This is a genomic window from Kitasatospora sp. NPDC057542, assembly GCF_042801945.1.
Lineage (GTDB): Bacteria > Actinomycetota > Actinomycetes > Streptomycetales > Streptomycetaceae > Kitasatospora.
The window spans coordinates 1-26,943 of record NZ_JBHVFE010000069.1; the positions used below are offsets into that span (position 1 = coordinate 1).

Genomic DNA, 26,943 nt, shown 5'->3' on the forward strand with positions numbered 1-26,943 from the left:
AACACTTAAGTCACGGCGCCGGCCGTCGGATCGTCAACCGGTCAGTAGCGGTACTGCTCGGCCTTGTACGGGCCCTCGACCGGGACGCCGATGTAGTCGGCCTGCTCCTGGGTCAGGGTGGTCAGCTTCACGCCCAGCGCGTCGAGGTGCAGGCGGGCGACCTTCTCGTCCAGGTGCTTCGGCAGCACGTAGACGCCGATCGGGTACTGCTCGGTCTTCGTGAACAGCTCGATCTGGGCGATCGTCTGGTTGGCGAAGGAGTTGGACATCACGAAGGACGGGTGGCCGGTCGCGTTGCCCAGGTTCAGCAGGCGGCCCTCGGACAGCATGATGATGGTGTGGCCGTCGGCGAAGCGCCACTCGTGGACCTGCGGCTTGACCTCGGTCTTCACGATGCCGGGCAGCTTCGCCAGGCCCGCGATGTCGATCTCGTTGTCGAAGTGGCCGATGTTGCCGACGATCGCCTGGTGCTTCATCTTCTCCATGTGCGAGGCAAGGATGATGTCCTTGTTGCCCGTGGTGGTGATGAAGATGTCGGCGATCGAGACGACCTCCTCCAGGGTGGTGACCTGGTAGCCGTCCATCGCGGCCTGGAGCGCGCAGATCGGGTCGATCTCGGTGATGATCACGCGGGCACCCTGGCCGCGCAGCGACTCGGCGCAGCCCTTGCCCACGTCGCCGTAGCCGGCGACGACCGCGACCTTGCCGCCGATCAGGACGTCGGTGGCGCGGTTGATGCCGTCGATCAGCGAGTGGCGGCAGCCGTACTTGTTGTCGAACTTCGACTTGGTGACGGCGTCGTTGACGTTGATGGCCGGGAACAGCAGCTTGCCGTCACGGTGCATCTCGTACAGGCGGTGGACACCGGTGGTGGTCTCCTCGGTCACACCCTTGATGGTGGAGGCGACCTCGGTCCACTTGTTCGGGGTGTCCTTGAGGGTGCGGTTGAGCAGCTCCAGGATGATCCGGAACTCGTCGTTGTCCGCGGTGGCCGGGTCCGGCGCGGCACCGGCCTTCTCGAACTCGACGCCCTTGTGGATCAGCAGGGTGGCGTCGCCGCCGTCGTCCAGGATCATGTTCGGGGTCTTGCCGTCAGGCCAGGTCAGGGCCTGCTCGGTGCACCACCAGTACTCCTCCAGGGTCTCGCCCTTCCAGGCGAAGACCGGCACGCCCTGCGGGTTCTCCGGGGTGCCCTCCGGGCCGACGGCGATGGCGGCGGCCGCATGGTCCTGGGTGGAGAAGATGTTGCAGGAGCACCAGCGGACCTCGGCACCGAGCGCCGTCAGGGTCTCGATCAGGACGGCGGTCTGCACGGTCATGTGCAGCGAGCCGGTGATGCGGGCGCCGGCCAGCGGCTGCGACTCGGCGTACTCGGCGCGGATCGCCATCAGACCGGGCATCTCGTGCTCGGCCAGCTGGATCTCCTTGCGGCCGAACGGCGCCAGGGAAAGGTCGGCGACCTTGAAGTCACCGGTGATGTCGGTCGACATGCGTCTGCTCCTCGCTGATGGGGTGGGGCCAAGGTCCGGGCGTGCGTCGCGTGCGTCTGGCCGTACGGGTGCACGGCCACGCCGAGGCGGCCGGGTCCGTGGTGGTGGACCGGCTTCCCGTTGCGCAGCACAAACCGTCGGAGGACCTCTCTCCCTCGACCGGCGCACACCCTACGGGCGTGGACCGCCGATCGACCGCCATCAGCAGCGACGTTCTGGCTCTGGTGACGAATCTACACTGATGGCCCCGTCGGCCGTCCGCCGATGACCGATTTCGGCCCCCGGTCCGAGCCGCTCTCAAGCCGGGCCCCAGGCTGGGGGTCAGTGCTCTGCGCCGGGGCCGGGGCCGCCGGGCGTGGCGGCCGGGTCGTCGCCCGCCGCGGCCTTCTCGGCGCTGTAGACGTCGGGCTCCAGGTAGATCGCCCGGGCGATCGGGACGGCCGCACGGACCCGCTCCTCGGCGGCGTCGATCGCCTCCGCCACCCGGGCGGCGCTGTCCTCCGCGTTGACGGCGATCTTGGCCGCGACCAGCAGCTCCTCCGGCCCGAGGTGCAGGGTCCGCATGTGGATCACGCGGATGACGGCCTCGCCGTCCACCAGCGCCTCCCGGATCCGGCGCACCGACTCCTTGGAGGCCGACTCGCCGAGCAGCAGCGACTTGGTCTCCAGGGCGAGCACCACGGCGATCACCACCAGCAGGGCGCCGATGCACAGGGTGCCGACGCCGTCCCAGACGCCGTCGCCGGTGATCACGGTGAGCCCGACGCCGAACAGCGCGAGCACCAGGCCGATCAGCGCGCCGGCGTCCTCCAGCAGCACCACCGGCAGCTCCGGCGCCTTGGCGGTGCGGATGAACTGCACCCAGCTCTGCTTGCCCTTGGCCTTGTCCGACTCCCGCATCGCGGTCAGGAAGGACCAGCCCTCCATGGCGATGGCGAAGAGCAGCACACCGACCGCCCAGCCCCAGGAGTCCAGCGTCTCCGGGTGGCTGATCTTGTGCCAGCCCTCGTAGATCGCGAACAGGCCACCGACGCTGAACAGCACGATGGCCACCAGGAAGCCGTACACGTAGCGCTCGCGGCCGTACCCGAAGGGGTGCTCCTCGTCGGCCGCCCGGCGTGCCCGCTTGCCGCCGATCAGCAGCAGCACCTGGTTGCCGGAGTCGGCCACCGAGTGCACGCCCTCGGCGAGCATCGAGGAGGAACCGGTGAAGCCGAAAGCGGTGAACTTGCCCGCCGCGATCGCCAGGTTCGCGGACAGCGCCGCGATCAGTGCCTTGGTACCGCCCTCGGCACTCATGCGGCCACCTCGCCACGCTCGGCGGGCGCTTCGCGCAACACGCACCTTTCAGTGACGAGCTCGCTTCGCTCGCTCATGCCTCTTCCTCACAGGTCGGTCGGCGTCGTCGAGCGCCTACCGTACCCGGCCGGGAGGTTCCGCCCGGCCGGCCGTCTCAGGACTGCGCGGCTGCGAGCCCCAGGTAGACGGCGGCGAAGTCGGTCAGCGCGACCAGGTCGGCCAGTGCGTGCAGCGCGTCCGGCCGGGTGCTCGCGTACTCGGTCAGCCGGACGTCGTGCGCGGCGGCCAGCCGGTGCGCCCGGGCCACGCCGAAGCTGCGCGGCCCGGCGTCCTCCTCCGGGACCTCGGCCGGGCCGTCCTGCTCGTCCTCCGCCGCCGCGCCGGGCGCGCCCGGGGCGTGCCGCAGCAGCAGGACCTGTAGGTGCAGCGGATCCGGCTCCTCGACCCGGTCGCGGAAGAAGTCGTCCGGGTCGACGCCCGCGCCCAACTGCCCGGTGAACATGCCGCGGTGGGCGGTGAGCACCTGCGGCAGCGGTCCGGCCAGCGCCGGCCGCCCGGCCCGGTCGGCCAGCTGGGCGGCGAACCGGGTGGCGGCCGCCCCGGCGATCGGGCCCTCGGCCCACAGCAGCGGGACCGTCCCGGCCAGCCGGGCGGCCAGGCCCTTCGCCGGGTTGGTGTACGCGGCGGCATCCGGACGGCAGCGCACGGCGGTGGCGTCCAGCAGGTCGGCGACGGCCGGCAGCGCGTCGTACGGGAGCTGGGTGAGGCCGATCTTCTGGGCGAGCGCCAGCAGCGGGGTGAGGTGGGACCAGAGCGCCGCCGGGTCCTCGGCCGGCAGGTCCGGCTCGGCGGCCCGGACGGGCGTGAGATCCTCGGCCGGCACCGAGGCGACGAACGGCAGCGGCAGCGCGCGCACCTGCAGCGCGGCCTCGGCCAGCGCGCTGCCGGCCGGGGCGGTGACGACGATCGCGCAGCCGCGCGCGTACGCCTGCTCGGCGAGGCCGACCAGGCCCTGCTCGCCGCCGTCGGCGGAGCTGATCACCAGCAGGTCCAGCGGGCCGGCCCAGCCGGGCAGCTGCCAGCCGAGGCCGGCGGTGAAGGCGGGCGGGGCACCGGCCCGGTCGGTGCGCGGCGCGGCCGCCTCGGTCGGCGGCAACGACGTGATCAGGGAGGCCGTGCCGGCCAGCGCGGACAGCATCTCGGCGGCGGTCAGCGCGCTGCCGTGCCCGGCGACCAGGACGGCGCGCGGGCGGCCGTCCGGACGCAGCCGGTCGAGGCCGGCCGCCTCCGCCTGCCGCAGCGCGGTGCGGACCCGCGCACCGGCGCCGGCCAGGGCCAGCAGGGCGCGGTCGCGGTCGGCGCGCTGGAGGGCGGCCGGGTCGTCGAGCAGGGTGTCGTCGAGCATGCGGCGAACCTCCGGCTGCGGTCCTGGGCGCGCGCTCCGTTGCGCGCCGGGCGGTCGGGGTGGGGCTTCCTCCCCAGGATTAGGCCGGGCGGCGGGCCTCGTCCACCAGGAGGACCGGAATGCCCTCGCGGACCGGGTACGCGAGGCCGCAGTCCGCACCGGTGCAGACCAGCTCGGGCTGCTCCTCGGTGCCGCCCTCGGCGAGCGCGGCCCGGCACTGCGGGCAGACCAGGATCTCCAGCAGGAAGGATTCGAGCTTCATGGGGCTCTCCAAAGTTCGGGGGTGGCACGGAGGTGCCCCGGCCGATAGGAAACCCTACCGGCCGGGGCACCGGCGCCCGTGGTCAGGCGCTCTGCTCGGGCCCCCGGCGGCGTTCGCCGGGCCGGGCGTCGCTCAGCCGCGGACGACGGCGAGCACGCCGTCGCGCAGCTCGGCCATCTTCGCCGGGTCCTTGGCCTCGACGTTCAGGCGCAGCAGCGGCTCGGTGTTGGAGGCGCGCAGGTTGAACCACCAGTCCGGGCCGGCCACGGTCAGGCCGTCCAGCTCGTCCACCGTGGTGCCCTCCCCGCCGGCGTAGGCGGCGCGGACGGCGGCGGTGCTGGCGGCCTGGTCGGCCACGGTGCTGTTGATCTCGCCGGAGGCGGCGTAGCGGTCGTACTCGGCGGTGAGCTCGGACAGCGTGCCGGGCTGCCCGCCGAGCGCGGCCAGCACGTGCAGCGCGGCCAGCATGCCGGTGTCGGCCCGCCAGAAGTCGCGGAAGTAGTAGTGCGCGGAGTGCTCGCCGCCGAAGACGGCGTCGGTCTCGGCCATCTCCTGCTTGATGAAGGAGTGGCCGACCCGGGTGCGCACCGGCTTGGCACCGAGCTCGCGGACCACCTCGGGGACGGTCCAGGAGGTGATCAGGTTGTGGATGATCGTCGGCTCGCTCTCGCCGGCCGCCCGGGCGCGGGCGATCTCGCGGGCGGCGACCAGGGCGGTGATCGCCGACGGGGAGACCGGCTCGCCGCACTCGTCCACGACGAAGCAGCGGTCGGCGTCGCCGTCGAAGGCCAGGCCCAGGTCGGCGCCGACCTCGCGGACCTTGGCCTGGAGGTCGACCAGGTTCTTCGGGTCGAGCGGGTTGGCCTCGTGGTTCGGGAAGGTGCCGTCCAGCTCGAAGTACATCGGGACGAGCTCGACCGGCAGGCCGTCGAAGACGGTCGGCACGGTGTGGCCGCCCATGCCGTTGCCGGCGTCCACCGCGACCTTGAGCGGGCGGATCGCGGTGAGGTCGACCAGGCCCAGCAGGTGGTCGGCGTAGCCGCGCAGGGTGTCCTGGGCGGACAGCTCGCCCGGCTTCACGTCCTTGGCCGGGACGGTGACGGTGTCGTCCTCCGCGGTCCAGGACTCGACCAGCTCGCGGATCTCGGCCAGGCCGGTGTCCTGGCCGACCGGGGCGGCACCGGCCCGGCACAGCTTGATGCCGTTGTACTGGGCCGGGTTGTGGCTGGCGGTGAACATCGCGCCGGGCAGGTCGAGCTTGCCGCTGGCGTAGTACAGCTGGTCGGTGGAGCACAGCCCGATCTGCACCACGTCGGCGCCGTAGGCCGCGGCGCCCTCGGCGAAGGCCAGGCTCAGCGACGGGGAGGAAGGCCGCATGTCGTGCCCGACCACGATCGCGGACGCGCCGGTGACCCGCACGAACGCGGCGCCGAAGGCCCGGGAGAGGCTCTCGTCCCACTGGTCCGGGACGACGCCTCGGACGTCGTACGCCTTCACGAGCTGCTTGAGGTCGCGCACTGCGGCTCCACCCTGGTCTTAGGACTGATCACGACATGTCGGAACCACCGCGCGTCCGGTCGACGGCGCGGTGACGGTAGACGGGCAGCGTACCCGGGCCGGGCGAACGCCCCGTGCCGGGTGAGGACTCAGTTGTCGGGCGAGCGCAGGACCCGGAGGTGGCCGCGGCGGCCGCTCTCGGTGGACTCCCCCTCGGGACCGCGGCCCTGACGGGTGGTCGGCGGGCGGGCCGCCTCGCGCACGGCGTTGGCCAGCGCCTCCAGGTCGTCGCTGCTGCGGCGCAGCGGGCCGGCCTCGGCGGCGAGCCGGACGACCTCCCAGCCGCGCGGGGCGGTGAGGCGCTCGGCGTGCTCGGCGCACAGGTCGTAGCAGTGCGGCTCGGCATAGGTGGCGAGCGGGCCGAGGACGGCGGTGGAGTCCGCGTAGACGTACGTCAGCGTCGCGACGGCCGGCCGGCCGCACGCGGTCCGCGAACAACGACGTACAGAGCTCACGAGGGTGGACGGTACCGCACTCCCCGCCGGGGAGCGAAGACCGCCTGCCCGGAGGGGGTGCCGTGTCGCCGTCCGGGCGCCGGGGCCGCGTATCCAACACCCCGTGCGATTCCCGGCCGGAGTGGTCCACTTCCGACCCTCCAAGGACTACCCTCGGCAGTGATATGGACAGCTCCGCACCGCAGTCATCGACAGGCCCAGCGCGCCGCCCCCGGCACCGCGACCGGCACGGCAGGGGCCTGCGCGGCCCGCTGGCTCCACCCCAGGTGCCGATCTCGCTCACCCGCTCCGAACTGTTCGACGACTATGTGCGCGAGTCGGTGGAGCGCCTCGAACGGCGTTGGCCGCAGTTGATCGAGGTGGAGTTCGCCGTCCAGGAGGTTCCGCTGCACGAGCCGGACGGCGCCGACGCCGAGGACGGCGTGCCGCTGGGGCGGGTGTCGCCGGGCAAGCAGGGGCGCAAGAGCCAGATCGTGGTGTACCGGCGGCCGGTGGAGATCCGGGCGAAGACCCGGGAGGACCGCGCGGCGCTGGTGCACGAGATCCTGATCGAGCAGGTCGCCGAGCTGCTGGGGCTGTCGCCGGACGCCATCGACCCGCGCTACGACGAGGACTGAGCAGCCGGGAGCCGAGGGGCGCGCCCGGAGGCGGTGAGGGGTCACGGCCCGCGCCGGGGTCGGCCCCGGCGCGGGCTCCGGCTCAGCGCAGGACGACGCCCGGATCCTGGCCGGCCTGCGGGACCTTGACGGTGCTGCGGTCGTCGCGCAGCGCCTGGATGGTGAACATCGGCACGTCCTTGGCCGGCAGGGACAGCATCCGGGCGGCCACCACCGGGCCGCCGGAGACGGTCTCCACGGTGAGGGCGAAGACGCCGTTCAGCCCGGCGGGCTCGGGCGCCGGGAGGGCGACCGTGCCACCGGCCGGGAGCTGGACCTCCTTGGTGGCCGGTGTGCCGCCGCCGCTGCCGGCCGAGGCGGTGACCCGGACGGTGGCGGCCTCGCCGCTGGAGGTCAGGTAGAGGGTGGAGGCGCCGGCCCGGTTGTCGGCGACGGTGGCGCGGGCCCCGACCGGGTTGCTGCCGGTCAGCCAGGCCGCGTCGGTCTTGCCGTTGGCCGCCGCCCGGTCGATCCGCAGCCCGGCCACGATCGGGGTGCGGTGCTTGTCGTCGCTGGGCGACAGCCGCAGCCCGGCGACCTCGTCCCGGGTGACCTTGCCGAGGTCGACGGCGGCCACCATGCCCGCCTTGACGTGGATCGACTCGTTGCCGGCCGGGCTGAACCAGCCGTTCTTGCCGGACAGCTGGATCTTCAGGTCGGCGTCGTCCTCCGGCGGTGCCCAGACCACCAGGCGGGCGGAGGCGGTGTCGGCGGGCAGACCGGGCAGCACCTGGGTGGGGGACGGGTCGGCCGAGGCAGGGACCCAGTCGGCGCCCTTGCCGCCGTCGGCGGCGTGCAGCGCGGCGCCGACCCGCCCGGAGCGCACCACCACGTGCACCGCGAGGTCGGCGACCGCGCCCTTGCTGAGGGTCGACAGCAGGATGGCCTGGGAGCTGCCGGGCGAGACGGTGATCCCGTTGGCGGCGTCGTTGTCGATCAGGCCCTTGTCGCCGTAGAGCTTGATGTCCACCACCGCGGCGGCGGACTCGGTGTTGACCAGGCTGAGGTAGTCGACCCGGTCGCCGGCGGTACTGGCCCCGGCGAACCAGAAGCTGGTCCCGGCCGGGGTGCAGGTGAGGCCGGACAGGCCGAGGCCGCGCTGCTCGGTGACCACCGTGGTCTGGGTGACGGTGAAGCCGGGAGCGAGGGCGCCGGTGGCGACGGCCCCGGTGCCGGGCGCGGCGTCGCTGTTGCCGGCCGGGCCGGTGGCCGGGGTGCCGGGCTTGGACACGGTCAGCCGGGCGTCGGCGGGCGCCGCGTTCTTGTCCTGGGCCGGGGCGCTCGGGGCGCCCGAGCCGGTCGGGGCCGGGGCGGCGGGTGCCGGCGGGGTGGCCGGGGCGGCGGTCGGCTGGGCGGCGGGCACGGCGGGTGCGGCCGCGTCGGAGAGCCAGCCGGCCCCGCCGGTGGCGGAGCCCGTCCCGGGCGGGGTGTAGGCGGTGAGCGTGGTCGAGCCGGTCAGGCCCTGGATCGGCTGCGGGCAGACCGCCGACGTCCGCTCGACCTGCGCGGTGGTCGGGGCGGCTCCGGCGGCCGCCTTGGCCGGGGCGGCCGGCGGGCGCAGCTCGGCGATCCCGAACACCGCCGCGAGCACCACGGCCGCGGCGAGCAGGGACGGGGTGGTCCTGGCCGCGCCGCCGGCGGCTCCGGCCCCCCCGGCGAACCGGCTGCGGCCGGGGCGGGCGGCCGGGGCCTGCCCGGACGGCTCCGCCGCGGAGGCGGGCCCGGCCGGCTCGGCGGCCTCGCCGGCGCCGGACTTCTTCCTGAATGCGGGCTTCTTCATCGCGGGTCAGCTCCCCGATCCGTGCTGGTGCGGGTACCGGCCGGGGCCGTTGGGGTCGTTCGGGTCGTAGTAGGGCTCGCCCTGCTGCTGGCCGGGCAGCCAGGGCTGCTGGTCCGGCTGCCGGCGGCCGTCGTACCCGTGGGCGTCGTAGCCGTACGACTGCTGCTCGGGCTGGTACGGCTGCTCGTAGCCCTGCTGGCTGTCGTACCCGTGGGCGTCGTACCCCTGGCCGCCGTACGGCGCGGCGACCGGCGGCTGGGCCGCGTACTGGTCGTAGCTGTACGGGTCGGCCTGCTGGTACGCCTGGTACGGGTCGGCGTACTGCTCGGCGTCCTGGACGGCGGCGGCCGCCTGGACGGCTCCGGTCACCGGCTCGCCGGTCGACTGCGCCGGGATCGCGCCCGGCTTGTCGTACACCCCGGACTCCTCGGCACCGCCCTCGGCGCCCTCGCCGCCCTCGCCGCGCTCGGCCATCCGGCGGGCCCGGCGGCTGCCGGGGGCCGGGGCCTGCGCCTGGGCGGCGGCGGCCAGCGCGGCGGCGGCCACCACCTCCTCGGGCAGGTCGTCGTCCTTGTGGCTGCGGCGGCCGGGCAGGGCCAGCACCAGGACGGTGAGGCCGAGCAGCACCTGGGCCCAGATCCAGCCGGTGTGGGCGGCGCCGCCCTCCCGGGTGACGGTCAGCTTGCCGCCGGCGGCCGGGAGCTTGAAGCCCTGGGCCCAGCCGTCGACCGTGGTGGACTCCAGTGCGGTGCCGTCCACGGTGGCCTTCCACTCCGGGGCGGCGGACTCGGCGAGCCGCAGCACCCGGCCGTCCGGGCCGGCCGGGACGGTGGCGGACAGGTCGCGGGCCCCGGACGGGACGACCACCGGGTTGGCGCCCGGGGCGGTGATCACCGCGCGGACCGCGGGGGTGCCGTTGACCTGCCAGAGCGCGGCGGCGCCGTCCTGGTTGGCCTTGACCAGGCCGGGGGTGGTGTCCAGGACGTCCTTGAAGACGTCGATCACCGGCTGCTGGACCAGCACGTAGGCGATGCCGTAGCCGGCCAGGGCACTCGCCTGGTCGGCACCGGAGCCGGCCAGCAGGCTGCCGACCACCTTGTTCAGGCCGTCCTGGGTACCGGTCGCCGGGTCGACGGTGGACTCGGCCTGGCCGAGCGTCAGACCCGCGCCGCGCAGCACGGTGTAGCGGACCGCGGCGCCGTTCTTCTCCCCGGTGACGACCAGGGTGCGGGCCCGGTCGGTGGTGCCGGCCTCCTCCGCGATGAACGCGGGGACCTGGTCGGCCTGGCCGCGGTGCAGCGGACCGCCGGCGCCGGTCAGCGCCCACCACAGTCCGGTGCCCAGCGGAGCCAGCACGGCCGCGGCCACCACCAGGGCGGCCACCGGCTGGCGCCAGCCGAAGGCGATCCCGGCCACCCGGGCGTTGGCGCCGTCGGCACCGATCGCGGCGGCGGCCAGCAGAGCGATTCCGGCGATCAGGGTGGCCGGGCCGGCCCAGGCGGGCACCGCCGGGCCGCCGGAGGCCGGGGTGACGGAGGTGCCCGCCACCGCGACCGCGAAGACCAGGCCGGCACCGGCCGCGCCCCAGGCGGCGAGCACCGCGCGCCGGCGGTCGGCGCGCAGCAACGCGGCCAGCGCGGCCAGCACGACACCCGCCGAGAGCCAGATCGGCGGCACTCCGGCGCCACCCGGGTTGACCAGCAGCAGGCCGGCCGCGCTCGCACCGGTGCTGTGCAGGCCGGGCAGCCCGGCCTCCAGCAGCAGCCACTGCGGGTGCGACAGCACCTTGAGCGACCACGGGGCCAGCACCGCGACCGGCACGGCCAGGATCACCAGGACGCGCAGGCCGAGCAGCCGCAGCGCCGTACCGCCGGAGCCGAAGGCGCCGCCGCGCAGCACCGCGACGACCAGCATCGCCAGGCAGAGCGGCACCGCGAGCGCCCACGTTATCGGGACGAAGGCGGTGGCCAGGGTGAGCAGCAGGACGGTCATCCAGACCGGGCGCCAGCCCGGGCGGGCGCCCTTGGCGGCGCTCTCGTCGCGGATGCCGAGGCCGGCCGCGATGGCGGCTGCGCGGGCCAGCGGCGGCAGCAGCACGGCGAGCACGGCGGTGCCGATCCGGCCCTGGGCGAGCGCGCCGGTCGCGGCGGGCAGCAGCGCGTAGGTGGCGCTGGCCCAGGCGCGGACCAGCTTGGAGTCCAGCAGCGGCCGGGACACCAGGTAGGCGCTGACCGCGGACAGCGGGACGGCGAGCACCACGATCAGGGTGAGCGCGAGGTCGGCGTGGTCGAACAGCAGCCAGGAGAGCACCGCGAGCACACCGAGGTACGGCGGTGCGGCGGCGGTGGAGCCGGTGCCGACCGGGTGCCAGGCGTCCGCGTACATCGACCAGAGGCCGCCGGCGCCGTCGGCCGCGGGCAGCAGGGCGCCGCCGAACAGCTCCCCGCTGCCGAGCAGGCTGCGACAGGCGACCAGGGCGAACACCAGCAGGGCCGCGAACAGCACCGGCGCCGGGCGCCGGGCGAGCTTCTTGACCAGCGCGAACTGCTCGACGACCAGGTCCTCGGCGTCCTCGTCACCGCCGGCCTCGGCCGAGCCGTGCCGGCCGCCGGTGTCGTCGCCGCCCCCTATCCCGAGCGAGCCGATGACGCCCTCGACCGCCAGCCGGGTGGTGGCGCCGGGGGCCGGGAAGAGCGTGCGGTCGTCCAGGGCGTCCGCCGCCCTGGACCGGGCGCGGCGTTTGCGCGAGGCCATCAGCCTCGGGAAGCGGACGAGTTCGTGGCCGAGGCCGGCGAGTTCGTCGAACGCCTGGCGCGGGTCCTTGCCGAGCAGGTTGGTCACGGCCCGCACCAGGGTGCCGAGCACCAGCCGCAGCAGGACGTAGGGGAAGAGCGCGCCCTTGCAGTTGGCGAGCAGGGTGTAGACCGCGCCGGCCTTGTCCATCCGGTGCGGGTGGGAGGGACCGCAGTCGATCGCGCGGCGCTCGCGGCTGGCCGCCTCGGCGTGCCGCAGCACCGAGTCGGGGGCTACCACCACCCGGTGGCCGGCGGCGTTGACCCGCCAGCAGAAGTCGGTGTCGTCCCGCATCAGCGGGAGGGCCTTGTCGAAGCCGCCGAGCTCCTCGAAGACGTCCCGGCGCACCAGCATGCCGGCGCTGGAGACGGCGAGCACCGGGCGGACCTGGTCGTGCTGGCCCTGGTCCTGCTCACGGCGGTCGAGGCCGGTCCAGCGGCGGCCGGAGCGGGCGATGGTGACGCCGACCTCCAGCAGCTGGCGGCGGTCGTACCAGCTGCGCAGCTTGGGCCCGACCACGGCGGCGCTGGGGGTGGAGTCGGCGACCTGGAGCAGTCGGCGCAGCGCGTCGGTCTGCGGCTCACAGTCGTCGTGCAGCAGCCAGAGCCACTCGACCGGCCGGGTCTCGCGCGGGCCGCCGCGGCCGAGGTCGTCCTCCTGGGCGAGCGGGTCGCCGAAGTCGTCCCAGCCGCCGGTGACCGGGTCGTAGCCGGAGGGGTCGAGCCGGTACGGCAGGTCCTCGGGGCGCAGCGGCGGGCTGTTGAACACGGCCTCGGCGACGGCGGTGCCGAAGCCGGCCCGGCGGCCGAGGACCAGCGGGCCGCTGTCGGGCAGCCAGTCGGCGAGGGTGTCCGCGAGCAGTTGCGGAGAGTTGTCGGTGGATCCGGTGTCGACCGCGAGGATCCGCTGGACCTGGCGGTCCTGACCGAGCAGGCCGGCCAGGGCCTGCGGGAGCCAGCGGGCACCGTCGTGCGAGACGATCACGGCGGTGACCAGGTGGCGCGGGTAGGCGGGCGGCCGGGAAGCGGTGAAGCCGCTCTGGTGGCTGTAGACGGTCATCGAGTGCGCGGGCCCCAGTTCTCGGTGGACACAGCCGGTGAACGGCAACCGGATGGCGCACCACACTAACGGCTCCGGGTGGCCGCCTCGTCCGGGGTGTGCGTGCGGAGGCGGTGAAGGGGGCTCCGGGAACACGAAAGCGCCCCACCATCGCGGTGAGGCGCCCGTACGGCTGTGCGGCTGTCCGTCGCTGTCGAAGGGTCAACGGGGCCGGGGGCCGCCCCGGTCAGACCGCGCTCTTCTTGAGCCGACGGCGCTCGCGCTCGGAGAGGCCGCCCCAGATGCCGAAGCGCTCGTCATTGGCGAGGGCGTACTCCAGGCACTCCGAGCGGACCTCACAGGCGAGGCAGACCTTCTTGGCCTCGCGGGTCGAGCCGCCCTTCTCGGGGAAGAAGGACTCGGGGTCGGTCTGGGCGCACAACGCGCGCTCCTGCCAACCGAGTTCCTCCTCGTCCTCCGCGATGCCGTCCCCGATCAACAGCTCAAAGAGCTCGCTCATGTGGCGCGCCTCCTCTGCCCCTACTTGGCGTCCCCGTGGTTGCCGTTGCCTCCTGCGGCTGACGACACGAGTGAAATTACAGTTGCGTCACTCTGGCCCAGTCAAGCCGAGCTCTGGTATTGGGGCCGGGATTCACTCCCTGGCACCAAGCCGTTACGAATAGTGTACATATTCGGACACACCGGACCTTCTGCCTCAAGGTCCTGAACGGTGCCGAATCATCCGCAACCATTCACCAAGTGACGTCCGGTCACCGCCACAGGCCGGTCATCGGCCTGCCTTCCCGACGATCTTCCCATCGAAACATAGAGAGTGATGAATCACCCCATCCGGGCAAGATCCGGACCTAACCCACTCGAATGCCGCATCCTTCGGTTTGACACCGGCCCTGCGAATGCGGTGTCCTTGCTTCCATGTCAGAGTTCGCCAGCCCCCGGAGCGGTTCCACCCTCCGCCGTGCCGTGAACTCTTGTTGTCGCCTCTGTTCCTGCTGTATCTAGGCGCCCGCGTCCCACCGCGCGCCGCCCCAGGAAGCACAGAGGCCGCCCGCGATTCCCGCCCCAGGACATCCCGGATCCGGCTGATCCCGACGAACCAGCCGACACTTCCGAGGACGACTCCCGTGCGCATGATCCGCATCCGCAAGCGGAACCGCGACCGCAACAAGCTCGCCCGCCGTGGCCCCGCCACCGTCCGTACCGGCGGCCCCACCGGCGCCCGGACCCCCCAGTGGGCCGACGGCCTCTGCGACGTCTCCATCGCGGGCGACCCGCTCGCCTTCCCGCACCTGGCCCGCACCGACCTGCCGGCCCACCCCGCCACCGTCGCCGCGTACGCCCGGCTGGTGCGCGAGATCGCCGCCGACCGCGCCCGCTGGGAGCCGCTGGTCCGCTACGACGCGCTGACCCGCTGGTACGCCCGGCTGGAGACCGGCCCCGGCTACGAGGTCTGGCTGCTCAGCTGGCTGCCCGGCCAGTCCAGCGGCTTCCACGACCACGGCGAGTCCTCCGGCGTGATGAGCGTCGTCAAGGGCGAGCTGATCGAGCGCTCCCTCACCCTCCCCCAGCCTTCGGCCGGGGGTACCCCCGGCGGCGCAATCGCCCGCACCCTGCGGCCCGGCCGGCAGCGGGTGTTCTCCTCCGGCTACCTGCACGAGGTCGTCAACGGCGCGCTCGAACCCGCCGTCTCCATCCACCTCTACGCCCCGGGCCTGACCGAGATGAACCAGTACGGCGCCACCGCCGTCCCCGAGCAGCACCCGGAGCAGCAGGCACAGGCCGAGTCGCACTGATCACGGGCTGACGGAAAGTCGGACCGTGGCAGGATGAACCCATGCGCATCGTGGCACTGGCAGGCGGAATCGGCGGAGCGCGCTTCCTGCGCGGACTCCGCGCGGCGGTCGGACCGCAGGACGAGATCACCGTCATCGGCAACACCGGCGACGACATCCACCTCTACGGCCTCAAGGTCTGCCCCGACCTCGACACCGTGATGTACACCCTCGGCGGCGGCATCAACGAGGAGCAGGGCTGGGGCCGGACCGACGAGACCTGGTCCATCAAGGCCGAGATGAAGGAGTACGGCGTCGGCCCCGAGTGGTTCGGGCTCGGCGACCGGGACTTCGCCACCCACCTCGTGCGCAGCCAGATGCTCACCGCCGGGTACAGCCTCAGCCAGGTCACCGAAGCGCTGTGCGTGCGCTGGAAGCCGGGCGTACGGCTGTTGCCGATGAGCGACGACCGCGTCGAGACCCACGTGCGGATCACCGACGAGCAGGGCACCCGGGCGATCCACTTCCAGGAGTACTGGGTCAAGCTGCACGCCGCGGTGGACGCCGAGGCGATCGTCCCGGTCGGCGCGGACACCGCCAAGCCCGCGCCCGGCGTGCTGGAGGCGATCGCCGAAGCGGACGTCATCCTCTTCCCGCCGTCCAACCCGGTGGTCTCGATCGGCACCATCCTCGCCGTCCCCGGCATCCGGGAGGCCATCGCCGCCGCGCCCGCGCCGGTGGTCGGGCTCTCCCCGATCATCGGTGGGGCGCCGGTGCGCGGCATGGCCGACAAGGTGCTCGCCGCCGTCGGCGTCGAGGCCACCGCGGAGGCGGTCGCGCTGAACTACGGCAGCAGGGCAGCGCTGCGGAGCAGCTCGGGCGAGGGTGGCGGCGGGCGACCGGTGGGCCTGATCGACGGGTGGCTGGTGGACACCGCCGACGAGGCCTCGGTGGCCGCCGTCGAGGCCGCCGGGATCGCCTGCCGGGCCGTCCCGCTGCTGATGACCGATGTCGAGGCCACCGCCGAGATGGCGCGCACGGCGCTGGCTCTGGCGGAGCAGGTGCGGAAGTGACACTGGAAATCCTCGGCGTCGAGGGGCTGCCCGAGATCGAGGCCGGGGCGGACCTGGGCGAACTCATCGCCAAGGCGGGGACGTACCAGGACGGCGACATCCTCCTGGTCACTTCGAAGATCGTCAGCAAGGCCGAGGGCCGGCTGCTGCACGCCGCCGACCGCGAGGCCGCGATCGACGCCGAGTCCGTCCGGGTGGTCGCCCGGCGCGGGCCTGCCCGGATCGTGGAGAACCGCAACGGCTTCGTCATGGCCGCCGCCGGCGTCGACGCCTCCAACACCGCCCCCGGCACCGTGCTGCTGCTGCCCGAGGACCCGGACGCCTCCGCCCGGGTGCTGCGGGCCCGGCTCCAGCAGCTCACCGGCCGCCGGCTCGCCGTCGTCGTCACCGACACCTTCGGACGGCCCTGGCGCAACGGCCTGACCGACGTCGCGATCGGCGCCGCCGGGCTCGCCGTCCTGGAGGACCACCGGGGGCGCACCGACAGCCACGGCAACCGGCTGGAGCTGACCGTCACCGCGACCGCCGACGAACTCGCCGCCGCCGCCGACCTGGTGAAGGGCAAGGCCACCGGCGTTCCGGTGGCGGTCGTGCGCGGACTCGGGCACCTGGTCACCGCCGAGGACGGCGCCGGCGCCCGGCCGCTGGTCCGGCCCGCCGTGGACGACATGTTCCGGCTCGGCACCTCCGAGGCACTGCGGCAGGCCGTCACCCTGCGGCGCACCGTCCGCTCCTTCACCGCCGAGCCGGTCGATCCGGCCGCCGTCCGACGAGCCGTCGCCGCCGCCGTCACCGCGCCCGCCCCGCACCACACCACGCCGTGGCGGTTCGTACTGCTGGAGTCGCCCGACACCCGGGTACGGCTGCTCGACGCGATGCTCGCCGCCTGGCAGCGCGACCTGCGCGAACTCGACGGCTGGGACGAGGCGAAGATCGCCCGGCGCACCGCCCGCGGCAACGTCCTGCGCGACGCGCCGTACCTGGTGGTGCCCTGCCTGGTGATGGACGGCTCGCACGACTACCCCGACCCGCGCCGGGCCACCGCCGAGCGGGAGATGTTCACCGTCGCCGCCGGCGCCGCCGTGCAGAACCTGCTGGTCGCCCTCACCGGCGAGGGCTACGGCTCCGCATGGGTCTCGTCCACCATGTTCTGCCGCGACACAGTACGGGCCGCGCTGGACCTCCCGGACAGCTGGGACCCGATGGGCGCCGTCGCCGTCGGCCGCCCCGCGGAGCCGCCGAAGGCCCGCCCCGAACGCGGGGCCGACGCCTTCATCGAGGTGCGGTAGGAATCAGAGGCTTCGGCAGGTCTCGCGGCGGTTGCCCGCCTTCACGACGAGCAGCACCTCAGCGGTTGCGGTGGTCGTTGGGGGTCAGGCGGGGGCCGTAGCGGGGGGCGCGGGCGCCGGTGGACAGCAGGAGGCGGCAGACGCGGTGGCGCTGGGGGCGGTAGGGCTCCAGCAGGGCGAGCATCTGGGCGTCGTCGCTGCGGGGGCGGCCGGCCAGCGCCCAGCCGACCAGGTTGGGCAGGTGGAAGTCCCCGACCGACACCGCGTCCGGATCGCCGTTGCTGCGCTGCAGGGTCTCGGCGGCCGTCCAGACCCCGATGCCCGCAACCGTGGTGAGGCGGGCGAAGGCCTCCTCGTGGCCCATCGCCGAGGCCGCCTCCAGCCGCGGCGCCAGCCGGACCGCCCGCATGATCGTCGCGGAGCGCTTGGGATCCACGCCCGCCCGGTGCCACTCCCAGCTCGGCACCATGGCCCACTCGCGGGCCGACGGCGCCACCCGCATGCCCTCGGCCGGGCCCGGCGCCGGAGTGCCGAAGTCCCGCAGCAGGATGCGCCACGCGCGGTAGGCCTCGTCGGTGGTGACCTTCTGCTCCAGGATCGCCGGGACCAGCGACTCCAGCACCAGGCCGGTCCTGGTCAGCCGGACTCCGGCGGTACGGCGCTGGGCGTCCCGCAGCGGGCCGGGCGGCAGGACCAGGGCCTCCGGGGCGTCCTCGGCGCCGAGCAGGGCGGGGAGTCGGTCGAGGAGCCAGTCCGCGCCCGGACCCCAGGCGCTCGCCTCCACCTCGCCGGCGGCCGGACGCGGCAGCACGCGCAGGGTACCGATGCCGGCCGGGGTGCGGGAGGCGCGCCAGACGGCGCCGTCGCCGGTGCTGCGGTACGCCGGGTCCGCGGGGCCGCGGCGCAGCGGGAGCAGGGTGCGGGCGACGTCCAGCGGGAAGGCCGGGCGCCAGCGCCGTACTGCTTCCACCGCTGTCGCCTCCTGTGTCGCCTCCGGACATGAACGATACGCGGGGGGTCGGACGGACCGGGAGGGGCGGCAACCGGGCACCGGGGATCGAGCGGCCCGAGTCGTCTTCCACAACGCGCGGTTCCCCGCGCCCCTGTCGGGACGCGGGGAAGGAGGGACGCAGGAAAGGAGGGACGTGGGGGAGGGAGGGCTCGGGGACCTGGGGAGGAAGGGGCGGACGCGGCGGAGGTCAGGAGGCCTGGAGGCCGGCCGCCGTGGCGCGCAGGTCGGGGAGTCGGGCGTAGAGGGCAGAGCCCGGGCATTCGGTGGCGACGGCGTCACGGTGGCCGGAGACGGCGTCGAAGTCGACGACGGTGCCCTTGGGGTAGCGGCTGGCGGAGGAACCGGAGGTGAGCTTGGTGCGGCCGTCGGCGGGTTGGGCGGTGAGGCCGAGCTTCCAGGCGGCGATGGCGGCGAGGCCGTCGAGGAGGGGCTGGGTCGGCTGGTCGTCGACGTAGGTGCCGATCGCGGCGATGCCGGCGGAGTCGGTGTTGAAGCCGAGGGTGTGGGCCCCGTGGACGGGCCGCTCGACGCCGCCAGCCCGGCCCTCGTAGACGGTGCCGCAGCGGTCGATCAGGAAGTTGTAGCCGACGTCCCGCCAGCCGTTGGTCGTCACGTGGTACTGGTAGATCGCCCGGATCACCCGGGGTGCGTCGCCGCAGGCGTAGTCGGTGGCGCTGTCGGTGTGGTGGACGAAGACCTCGCGGACCGGGCCGGTGTACACGAAGTCCGGGTCGCGCAGTGACTCGTCGGCGCCCCAGCCGGCCCGGGTGACGATCGCCGGGCGCGGAGCCTGGCCCTTGGGCTGCTCGGCGGACGACCCCGCCGGCGGCTCCGCGGACGACCCCGTCTGAGGCTCGGACAACGCCCTCGGCGGCTCCGCGGGCAGGACCCCTACGGCGGTCGAGGCGGCGCCGTTCCCCGGGTCGACGAGGTCGAGCCGCAGCCCGGGCGGCACTCCGGCGGGCCCGGGCCGGACCTCGACCGCGACGCCGTTGCTGCGGCCGGTCCACAGCGGGGCGGTGGCGCCGCGCACCGCGTGGTCGGGGCCGTCCGTGGAATCGGCCTCCAGCCGGTGCCAGTCCGTCCAGCGGCCGGTGGCCGCGTCCCGGGTGCGGACCCGGACCACCGCGCCGGCGAGTGCGTCCGCCGGGCCGTCCCAGCCGAGGCCGAGGAGTTCGAACGGATCGGTGCCGCGCGGGGCGAGGCCGAACCCGGCGGGCAGCGGGAGGGAGGTGGTCGAGCCGCCGCCGGCGAAGTCACGGCGCTGCGGTATCGGTTCGGGGGTCGCGGTGGCGGCGGGCTGGAGGAGGAGGGCAGTGGTGCAGCCGGCGAGCAGGGCGGCTGGGAGTGAGAGGCGCATAAGACGGATCGTCGCGGCAAACCGGACCGCCCGCACGCCGCTCCGCGCCCGTTCGGACGCCCCTCCCGGCCTCCCACCCGAAGGCCGTAGGCTGGGGCGCACCATGACTGCGCCTTTCGCTGCCGATGCCCGCACCCCCGTCGAGCTGCTGCACGCATTCCTGCGCGGCGGCACCCCTTCGGTCGATCCCGCGGCCCCGCTGGTCACCTTCTACGACGACGCCACCGGCGAACGGGTGGAGCTGTCCGCCCGCACCTTCGACAACTGGGTGGCCAAGACCGCCAACCTCCTCCAGGACGAGCTGAACGCCGGCCCCGGCGACCGGGCGGCACTGCTGCTGCCCGCCCACTGGCAGAGCGCCGTCTGGCTGCTGGCCTGCTGGTCGGTCGGGGTGACGGCGGTGCCGAGCGGCGACCCGGCCGCCGCCGACCTGGTGGTCAGCGGCCCGGACGGACTGGAGGCCGCCCAGGCCTGCGAGGGCGAGCGGGTCGCGCTCGCGCTGCGCCCGCTCGGCGGCCGCTTCCCGCAGCGCCCGGACGGCTTCCTCGACTACGCCGCCGAGGTGCCCGGCCAGGGCGACCGCTTCGCGCCGTACTCCCCCGTCGCCCCGGACGGGCAGGCGCTGGAGACCGCGGTGGACGGGCTGCCGCTGAAGCTGACGGGCGAGCAGACCGTGGCACTGGCCCGGGAGGGCGCGGTGCGGCTCGGCCTGAAGCCCGGCGACCGGGTTCTGTCCACCCTCCCGTACGACGACTGGGCGGGCCTGGAGGCCGGTCTGCTGGCGCCGCTGGCGGCCGGCGCCTCGGTGGTGCTGTGCCGCAACTCGCAGGCGCTGGACGCCGGGCAGTGGGAGAAGCGAACGGAATCCGAACGGGTGACGCTGCGCCTCGGCTAACCCCCGGCCCGGCCCTGGCGGGTAGGGATCGCTGCCATGGCCGAGGATGACACCGAGCACCCCCCGACCGCCCCTCCCCCGAAGAACGGCCCCGCACAGGACGGCCCGCCGACGGACGCCCCTGCGGGCGCGACCGGACACCGGCGTCGGCGGTGTCGCCGGCGGTGGCTGACGGCCACCGCCTGCGCCGGCGCGTTCCTGCTGGTCGCCACCGGGGCGCTGCTCTGGGTCGCCTACCGCAAGCTGGACGGCAACATCCGCACCGACTCGGCCACCGACCGGCTGCTCGCCGAGCTGGAGGCCGAGCGGCCGGCCCGCACCGCCGGAGCGCAGGGCGCCGAGAACCTCCTGCTGATCGGCAGCGACGACCGCTCCGGCGCGAACGGCGCGTACGGCGGTGAGGCGGGCGGCCAGCGCTCGGACACCACGATCCTGCTGCACTTGGCCGCCGACCGGAAGCGCGCGACCGCGGTCTCCGTCCCGCGCGACGTCATGGTCGCCGTCCCCGCCTGCGAGCAGCCGGACGGCGCCCGCAGCAAGCCCGCGCTGATGCAGTTCAACCAGGCCTTCCAGACGGGCGGTCCGGCCTGCTCGATCCGGACCGTCGAGCAGCTGAGCGGCATCAGGATCGACCACTACGTGATCCTCGACTTCAGCGGTTTCAAGGCGATGGTGGACGCGATCGGCGGGGTCGAGGTGTGCGTGCCTCAGCCGATCCACGACAAGGACGCCATGCTCGACCTGCCGGCCGGCCGGCGGAGCCTGCACGGCGAGCAGGCGCTCGGCTACGTCCGGGCCCGGGAGAGCCTGGGCGACGGCAGCGACACCCAACGCATGGGCCGCCAGCAGCAGTTCCTGGCCTCGCTGGTCCGCAAGGTGCAGTCGCAGGGAGTGCTGCTGAACCCGGCGAAGCTGTGGCCGGTGCTGGACGCCGCGACCTCCTCGGTCCAGGCGGACGGCGGGCTGTCCTCGCTCGGCGCGCTGTACGACCTCACCCGGGACCTGCGCGGCATCCCCTCGGCGGACGTGGCCCTCCTGACCGCACCGCGCCGCCCGTACCGCTACGACTCGGACCGGGACGAGTTCGTGCAGCCGCAGACCGGCCAGCTGTTCGCGGCGCTGCGGGACGACCAGCCGGTCGCCGTCCGGCCGCCCGGGGTCACGGCCTCGCCCGGCCCGGTCCAGGGGGCGGAACCCTCGCCGGGAACGGCGGCGGGCCCGGAGGCGGGCACCGGAACGGAACCGGAGGCCGAGGTGGCGGCGGCGGACGCATCACCCACGACGGACGCCTCGCCCACCTTCGAGGGACGCACCGCCGACGTGGAAGCCTGCGTCGCGCCCTGAGCCGACCGCCCCTGGGAGCCCCCTCGGGAGCTCCGGCCGGCGCCGCCGACCACTCCTGGTGCTTCCGCAATTGCTCGGCCGCGAGCGCTATTTGCCTCCGCACTGCCGGAACATGGCGCAGATCACATCGGGAACGACTCCCCCGTTCGGCTCGTCTACTGTGTCCGGATCGGCCCGTCCGTACGGGTGGTCCGTAGCCGTGACCGGTCGAAGGTAGGGAACCCCCGTGCACGAGGAGCAACCGGAAGCCGGCCGGTACCGGGTGGACCCGGCCCCCGGCGTCCCCCGGCAGCGCCGCCGGGCCGCCGAAGCGCCCGAGGCGCCGGCCGCGGAGGGCCGCCGGGACGGCCGGCGGCGGGCGGCCGCGCTCGCCAAGCGCAACCGGCGCCGCCGGGCAGTCAAGTGGACGGCCGGGGCGGGCGCCCTGGTGATGGTCGCGGGCTGCGGCGGGGCGTACTACCTGTACCGGCACTTCAACGACAACCTGACCTCGGTCAAGGTCCAGCTGGGCGACGAGTCCGAGCGCCCCCCGGCCGCCGGGGACGCACTGAACATCCTGGTGATCGGGACGGACAGCCGGGAGGGCCTCGGGCGGGAGTACGGCGACGAGGGCAGCACCGGGCACGCCGACACCACCCTGCTGTTCCACATCGCCAAGGACCGCTCCAACGCGACGGTGGTCAGCCTCCCGCGCGACCTGATGGTGCCGATCCCGGAGTGCCTGAACGCCCAGGGGAAGAAGATCCAGGGCTCGGCCCGGGACATGTTCAACAACAGCCTCGGCCAGGAGGGGCGCGACGCGGGCTGCACCTGGAAGACCATCGAGAAGACCACCGGCATCCGGGTCGACCACTTCGTGCAGGTCAACTTCGAGGCGGTGAAGACCCTGTCCACCGCGGTCGGCGGGGTCGAGGTCTGCGCGGCCAAGGACATCGACGACTCGGGCTCCCACCTCAAGATGACCAAGGGGCGGCACGTGATCGAGGGCGACGAGGCGCTGGCCTTCGTCCGCACCCGGCACGCGGTCGGCCAGGGCGGCGACCTCACCCGGATCCCGCTCCAGCAGCAGTTCATCAGCTCGATGATCCGCAAGATCAAGAGCGACGACACCCTGACCAGCCCGACCAAGCTCTACAAGCTCGCGGACGCCGCCACCAAGGCGCTCACCGTGGACTCCGGCATCGGCAGCGTGGACAAGCTCAAGGACCTCGCGCTGGACATCAGCAAGGTGGACACCAAGAACATCACCTTCGCCACCGTCCCCGTCCTGGACGACCCCAAGGACGAGAACCGGCTGGTGCTCAAGCAGCCGGACGCCCAGCAGCTGTTCGCGATGATCGCGGGCGACCGCTCGCTGACCGAGACTGCCGCCCCGCCCGCCCCCGAGGCCCCGGCCACCGGCGCCGCGCCCGCGTCGCCGACCACCACCACCCCGGCCCCCGCCACCAAGGGCATCCAGCTGACGGTGCGCAACGGCAGCGGCAAGCGCGGGCAGTCCGGGCCGACGGTGGAGAAGCTCCGGGCGAAGGGCTTCGACAAGGCCGCCGTGGGCAGCGACGCACCGCTCGCCGAGACCACCACGGTGTCCTACCCGACCGGCCAGGAGGCCCAGGCCTACGCCCTGGCCGCCGCCCTCGGCCTGCCCGGTGACGCCGTCCGGCCGGCCACGAAGCCGGACCCGAAGGGCGGGCTGCTGCTGGTGCTCGGCAAGGACGTGCTGGCCGCCCCCGCCAACCCTGCGGAGGTGCCCACCGAGGCCCCCGAGGACCTCCAGCGGGTGCAGGCGGACGACACCGACGTCTGCGCCAAGTAACGACGACAGGCCCCTGCGGGAGCAGAAGGGTTCCGCCCTCCCCGCAGTACCGCTCGGCGCTCCGCGGGCGCTCCCAGCGGCCGTCCCCGGCGGGCCGCAGCGGCTCGCCGGGGACGGCCGACCCAGCCGGTCCGGCGGGCCGGGACACCGGCGACCAGGGCGAAGTCCGGGACGTCCCGGTGCACCACGGCGTCGACCCCGACCGGGGCCCGGCGGCCGACCGTCACCCCGGCGCCGGTCGCGGCCCGTTCGCCGGCGTCCGCGTCCGGCTCGATCCGGGCCGTACCCGGCCCGTCCTCGACTGTCGCCATGCGCACCGACGACAGCGGTGCCGAAACGAATCAGCCGGTCTTCGAGAGCACGTCCTTGGAGGACGGGCCGACGCTGGCGATCACTCTTCGGGCCAGCGAGCGCGGTGAGGTCAGGAAGCCGAATCCCCAGCTGAGGTGCATGGTCGCGAAGGCCACCGGCAGTAGCGTCCTGGCCTTGAACGACAGTCCGCGGCCCTCGACCGCCGCGCCGCCGAGGATGCCCAGCAGGTACGCGCCGGGCACCGCGAGGAAGCCCGGATGGACGGCGACGCCGAGCACCAGACCGAGGACGACCGCCGCCAGCGCGACCGGCGGGGCGAGGTAGCGCAGGTTGACCGAGCCGCGGTGGTAGCGGGTGACCACCCGGCGCCAGCGGCCGTAGTCCTTGTACTGCTTGGCCAGCGCCCGCACCGAGGGGCGGGGCCGGTACGTCACCTTGAGCTGCGGGGTGAACCAGACCAGGCCGCCGTCCTGGCGGATCCGGTAGTTCAGCTCCCAGTCCTGGGCGCGGATGAACTCCTCGTTGTAGCCGCCGAGCTTCTCCAGCACCTCGCGCCGGAACACCCCGAGGTAGACGGTGTCCGCCGGGCCGGCCAGGCCGCCGGTGTGGAAGGCCGCGTTCCCGACGCCGATCTTGGAGGTCATCGCGGCGGCGACCGCGTTCTCCCACTCGGTCTCGCCCTCGGCGTGCATGATGCCGCCGACGTTGGCCGCGTCCATCTCGCCGAGCAGCCGGACAGCCGTGGTGATGTAGCCGGGGGTGAGCAGGCCGTGGCCGTCCACGCGCACGACTATCGGGTGTCGGGAGCCCCGGATCGCGGCGTTCAGCCCGGCCGGCGTCCGGCCGGTGGGGTTCTCCACCGTCCGCACCCGCCCGTCCTCGGCCGCCAGCTCGGCCGCGATCTCCGCGGTGCGGTCGGTGGATGGACCGAGAGCGATCACCACCTCGATCGGTCCGGGGTACTCCTGGTCCAGGATGCGCCGGACCGCCGTGCGCAGGTGACGTTCCTCGTTGAGCACCGGCATGATCACGGAAACAGCCGGCAGCTCCTCAGCAGCCTTGGTGTTCATCGGGGCCAACCGTACCGGTGCGGACGCGTCCTCGTCTTGTCCCGGTCCGGACGGCCGGGGACGCCTCGCGGCGCGCCACCGGTGCTGTGATCAAGAACACCGTACTCCCCTTTACGCGCAGCCCGGAAGCGGTGTGGATCCGGTGCCCCTCCGGGGCGGGTTCAGAGGGCGTAGTGGGCGACGGTGAACACCGCGTAACCGGTCAGTGCGAGCCGGTTCACCAGGTGCTGGGGGCCGCCCAGCCGGTCCGGCAGGGCCTGCGCCGGGCGCAGGTCGGGGCGGTGGGCGGCGGTGGCGACGGTCCGGGCCAGCGCCACCGGGTCGTACCGGCCGCCGAAGAGGGCGGCCAGCCAGACCGTCGGGCGGCTGAAGAAGGAGAACTCCCGGCCGCCGCGCAGCCGGATGGTGAGCAGGTTCCGGTGCACCGCCGCCGCGGAGATCTCCGTCCACCGGTAGCTGCGGGTGCGCAGCGCGGTGGCCACCCGCAGGCCGTTGCGGTCGGCCACCAGCTGCCAGGACAGCGTCTGGGCGCAGGCGAGGATCGCCAGCGACCCGATCCACAGCGGGCGCAGCAGCCCCTCCCACCAGCCGTCGTCGTCGAGCAGCACGACGGCGGTGGCGACCATCAGCGCCGCCAGCGGTCCGGCCCCCGCCCGCAGCGGCAGCGGCATCTCCCAGCGGCGGGCGGCCAGCGCCTCGGCGTCCGGCCCGGCCTCGGGGGCGGCCGCGACCGTGTCGGCGGTCAGCGCGGCGACGGCCAGGTCGCGCTCGCGGTAGCGCCCGGAGCGTCGGCCGAAGCGCGGGGCCCGGGCGGCGGGGGCGATCACGGCCGCCACCCAGTGCGGGTCGCCGTCCAGCAGGCCGGGGCGGACGAGCAGCTGGGGATCGGGCCCGTCCGGACCGCCGTAGAGCACGGCGGGCACGCTGCGGCCGGCCCGGGCCAGCCACTCGGCGGCCTCGGCGGGGGTCGCCCGGTGGATCAGCTCCTCGTACTCCTCCTCTTCCTCGTCGTGGTCGAGCACCGGGTCGGGGTAGTCGGCGTCCTCGTCCTCGGTCGCCAGGTGTTCGGGCACCCAGGCCGGGCCCTCGCCGTCCGGGGCGGCCTTGCTCGCCCAGCGGTAGCGGTCGCGCTCGACCAGCCGCCAGAGCCCGGGTCCGTCCGGCGGACCGTCCAGTGGCAGCACCAACAGGTCGCCGCGCTCGTCGGCGCGCACCTGTACGGCGAGCGCGGGGGCGGCGCCCACGAAGGCGGGCCTGGTCCGGCGGGCGCCCGCGGCGGCGGCCGAGCCGAGCAGTACCAGGCCGGGCACGGCGATCAGGCCGCCGGCGCTCAGCTGGCCGGAGACGTCGTAGTCGTCGCCCAGGGCGCGCACCGAGTCGCCGTCCACCAGCAGCGGGACGGGCTCGCCGGGCTGCGGCCGCCGCTGCCACCAGACGTCCAGGGCGGCGGTGCGCTCGGGGCCGCCGGCGGGCGGTTGGAAGTGGACGGTCAGCACGCCGTCCCGGTCGCTCCCGCCGGCGGTGCCGGTCACCCGGGTGGCCCGCTCGGCGGCGGCGTCCGCCCGGGCCTGCGCCCAGAGGCCGTACACCGGGAAGGCCGCGGCGACCACCAGCAGCAGGACGCCGAGGGCGCGGCGCAGCACGGGCGGGCCGTCCCGGTGGACGGGCGAGGGCGCGCCGGCGGCGGTCCAGGGGTAGGACACGGGCGGGACCATCAGCTCGTCCAGCTGCTGGCGGGCGCGGCGGCGGCCGGCCTCGGCGCCGAGCAGGACGGCGGTGAGCAGCAGGTGGAGCAGCACCGCCGACCAGCGGGCGAGCGGGGTGACCAGGCCCTCCGGGAGGTACCAGAGCAGCGCCAGGACGACCGGCGGAACGAGCACCCGGACCCGGGCCCTGGTGGCCAGCAGGAGCACCTCGGCCAGCACCGACCAGCCGGCCAGCGACGAGCCCCAGCTGTCCCGGCAGATGTTCCGGACGTTGCACCGGCCCACGTCCGGCTCCACGGCACTGGCCAGGACCACGAACCCGATCGGCACCAGCGCGAGCCAGCGGCCGTCCAACCGCCAGGCGGTCCGGGCGGCGCGCCAGCGGGCGGCAGCCGCGACGGTGAGGGGCGCGGCGCTGGGCAGGGGCGGGGTGTCCGAGGGGAACATCGAACGATCATCCCAGCACGCGGGAAACGGGACGCACGTCGGCCGCAGCCCCCGGCGGGGGTGGGGAACGGCGCCGGGGCCGGGTGCTGTGCGCACC

Annotated in this window: 20 protein-coding genes; 7 read left to right on the plus strand and 13 right to left on the minus strand. The window is 74.5% G+C overall.

All coding sequences use genetic code 11. The features are described from left to right. Positions 1-41: 41 nt before the first annotated feature. The 6 genes from ahcY to ACFU7Y_RS11945 all read right to left on the minus strand — a co-directional run bounded on the left by ahcY (position 42) and on the right by ACFU7Y_RS11945 (position 6,468). Positions 42-1,490, minus strand: coding sequence for an adenosylhomocysteinase (gene ahcY, locus ACFU7Y_RS11920; RefSeq protein WP_224284670.1), 1,449 nt, complete (start codon positions 1,488-1,490; stop codon positions 42-44). A 321-nt stretch (positions 1,491-1,811) separates the two neighbouring features. Then, entirely contained in the window at positions 1,812-2,789 is a 978-nt protein-coding gene (locus ACFU7Y_RS11925) for a cation diffusion facilitator family transporter (protein WP_224284671.1), read from the minus strand. Positions 2,790-2,943: 154 nt separating this feature from the next. Next, positions 2,944-4,194, minus strand: a complete 1,251-nt coding sequence (locus ACFU7Y_RS11930) for an SIS domain-containing protein (RefSeq protein WP_380767659.1) — start codon at positions 4,192-4,194, stop codon at positions 2,944-2,946. 79 nt (positions 4,195-4,273) lie between these two features. Beyond that, positions 4,274-4,456 (minus strand): Trm112 family protein, encoded by a 183-nt coding sequence (locus tag ACFU7Y_RS11935; RefSeq protein ID WP_224284587.1) that lies wholly within the window; start codon positions 4,454-4,456, stop codon positions 4,274-4,276. A 132-nt stretch (positions 4,457-4,588) separates the two neighbouring features. Next, positions 4,589-5,974, minus strand: a complete 1,386-nt coding sequence (locus tag ACFU7Y_RS11940; RefSeq protein ID WP_224284588.1) for a phosphomannomutase/phosphoglucomutase — start codon at positions 5,972-5,974, stop codon at positions 4,589-4,591. Positions 5,975-6,102: 128 nt separating this feature from the next. Continuing rightward, complete coding sequence (locus ACFU7Y_RS11945) at positions 6,103-6,468, minus strand: DUF3499 domain-containing protein (RefSeq protein ID WP_224284589.1); 366 nt, start codon at positions 6,466-6,468, stop codon at positions 6,103-6,105. Between the two features lie 164 nt (positions 6,469-6,632). On the opposite strand from ACFU7Y_RS11945, the gene ACFU7Y_RS11950 reads away from it, so the two are divergent. Beyond that, positions 6,633-7,085 carry a metallopeptidase family protein gene (locus ACFU7Y_RS11950; protein ID WP_030245500.1) on the plus strand — a complete coding sequence of 151 codons (453 nt, stop codon included), beginning with the start codon at positions 6,633-6,635 and terminating at the stop codon, positions 7,083-7,085. A gap of 82 nt (positions 7,086-7,167) precedes the next feature. Here ACFU7Y_RS11950 and ACFU7Y_RS11955 read toward each other — a convergent pair whose 3' ends face one another. From ACFU7Y_RS11955 to ACFU7Y_RS11965, 3 genes are all read right to left on the minus strand, one after another. Then, positions 7,168-8,904, minus strand: a complete 1,737-nt coding sequence (locus tag ACFU7Y_RS11955; RefSeq protein ID WP_380767661.1) for a DUF5719 family protein — start codon at positions 8,902-8,904, stop codon at positions 7,168-7,170. Positions 8,905-8,910: 6 nt separating this feature from the next. Beyond that, positions 8,911-12,756 carry a glycosyltransferase gene (locus ACFU7Y_RS11960; RefSeq protein ID WP_380767663.1) on the minus strand — a complete coding sequence of 1,282 codons (3,846 nt, stop codon included), beginning with the start codon at positions 12,754-12,756 and terminating at the stop codon, positions 8,911-8,913. Between the two features lie 226 nt (positions 12,757-12,982). Next, positions 12,983-13,255 (minus strand): WhiB family transcriptional regulator, encoded by a 273-nt coding sequence (locus ACFU7Y_RS11965; protein ID WP_030062195.1) that lies wholly within the window; start codon positions 13,253-13,255, stop codon positions 12,983-12,985. A 622-nt stretch (positions 13,256-13,877) separates the two neighbouring features. Here ACFU7Y_RS11965 and ACFU7Y_RS11970 point away from each other — a divergent pair. From ACFU7Y_RS11970 to ACFU7Y_RS11980, 3 genes are read left to right on the plus strand one after another with little or no spacing between them, the layout of a single operon-like run. Next, the gene (locus ACFU7Y_RS11970) at positions 13,878-14,546 is read left to right on the plus strand and encodes a cysteine dioxygenase family protein (RefSeq protein ID WP_224283448.1); all 669 of its coding nucleotides are present in this window, start codon (positions 13,878-13,880) and stop codon (positions 14,544-14,546) included. A 41-nt stretch (positions 14,547-14,587) separates the two neighbouring features. Beyond that, positions 14,588-15,598 (plus strand): 2-phospho-L-lactate transferase, encoded by a 1,011-nt coding sequence (cofD, locus tag ACFU7Y_RS11975; RefSeq protein WP_224283447.1) that lies wholly within the window; start codon positions 14,588-14,590, stop codon positions 15,596-15,598. Next, positions 15,595-16,887 carry a coenzyme F420-0:L-glutamate ligase gene (locus ACFU7Y_RS11980; protein ID WP_224283446.1) on the plus strand — a complete coding sequence of 431 codons (1,293 nt, stop codon included), beginning with the start codon at positions 15,595-15,597 and terminating at the stop codon, positions 16,885-16,887. The genes cofD and ACFU7Y_RS11980 overlap by 4 nt, the downstream gene beginning before the upstream one ends. 58 nt (positions 16,888-16,945) lie before the next feature. Here ACFU7Y_RS11980 and ACFU7Y_RS11985 read toward each other — a convergent pair whose 3' ends face one another. Together ACFU7Y_RS11985 and ACFU7Y_RS11990 are read right to left on the minus strand one after the other, a co-directional pair. Next, on the minus strand, positions 16,946-17,857 hold the full coding sequence (locus tag ACFU7Y_RS11985; RefSeq protein WP_380767665.1) for a DNA-3-methyladenine glycosylase family protein: 912 nt from the start codon (positions 17,855-17,857) through the stop codon (positions 16,946-16,948). 229 nt (positions 17,858-18,086) lie between these two features. Then, positions 18,087-19,259, minus strand: coding sequence for a peptidoglycan recognition protein (locus ACFU7Y_RS11990; RefSeq protein ID WP_380767667.1), 1,173 nt, complete (start codon positions 19,257-19,259; stop codon positions 18,087-18,089). A 103-nt stretch (positions 19,260-19,362) separates the two neighbouring features. Between ACFU7Y_RS11990 and ACFU7Y_RS11995 the strand changes: the two genes are divergently transcribed. The 3 genes from ACFU7Y_RS11995 to ACFU7Y_RS12005 all read left to right on the plus strand — a co-directional run bounded on the left by ACFU7Y_RS11995 (position 19,363) and on the right by ACFU7Y_RS12005 (position 23,311). Beyond that, a complete protein-coding gene (locus tag ACFU7Y_RS11995; protein ID WP_380767669.1) occupies positions 19,363-20,154 on the plus strand; it encodes a TIGR03089 family protein in 792 nt (263 codons plus the stop codon). Positions 20,155-20,190: 36 nt separating this feature from the next. Then, entirely contained in the window at positions 20,191-21,498 is a 1,308-nt protein-coding gene (locus tag ACFU7Y_RS12000; protein ID WP_380767671.1) for an LCP family protein, read from the plus strand. Between the two features lie 226 nt (positions 21,499-21,724). Continuing rightward, positions 21,725-23,311: an LCP family protein gene (locus ACFU7Y_RS12005; RefSeq protein WP_380767672.1), complete on the plus strand. Its 1,587-nt coding sequence runs from the start codon at positions 21,725-21,727 to the stop codon at positions 23,309-23,311. A 341-nt stretch (positions 23,312-23,652) separates the two neighbouring features. Here the strand turns inward: ACFU7Y_RS12005 and ACFU7Y_RS12010 are convergent, their stop codons facing one another. After that, complete coding sequence (locus ACFU7Y_RS12010; protein ID WP_224284847.1) at positions 23,653-24,693, minus strand: glycosyltransferase family 2 protein; 1,041 nt, start codon at positions 24,691-24,693, stop codon at positions 23,653-23,655. Between the two features lie 161 nt (positions 24,694-24,854). Beyond that, positions 24,855-26,846 carry a hypothetical protein gene (locus ACFU7Y_RS12015; RefSeq protein ID WP_380767674.1) on the minus strand — a complete coding sequence of 664 codons (1,992 nt, stop codon included), beginning with the start codon at positions 26,844-26,846 and terminating at the stop codon, positions 24,855-24,857. Positions 26,847-26,943: the final 97 nt, after the last annotated feature.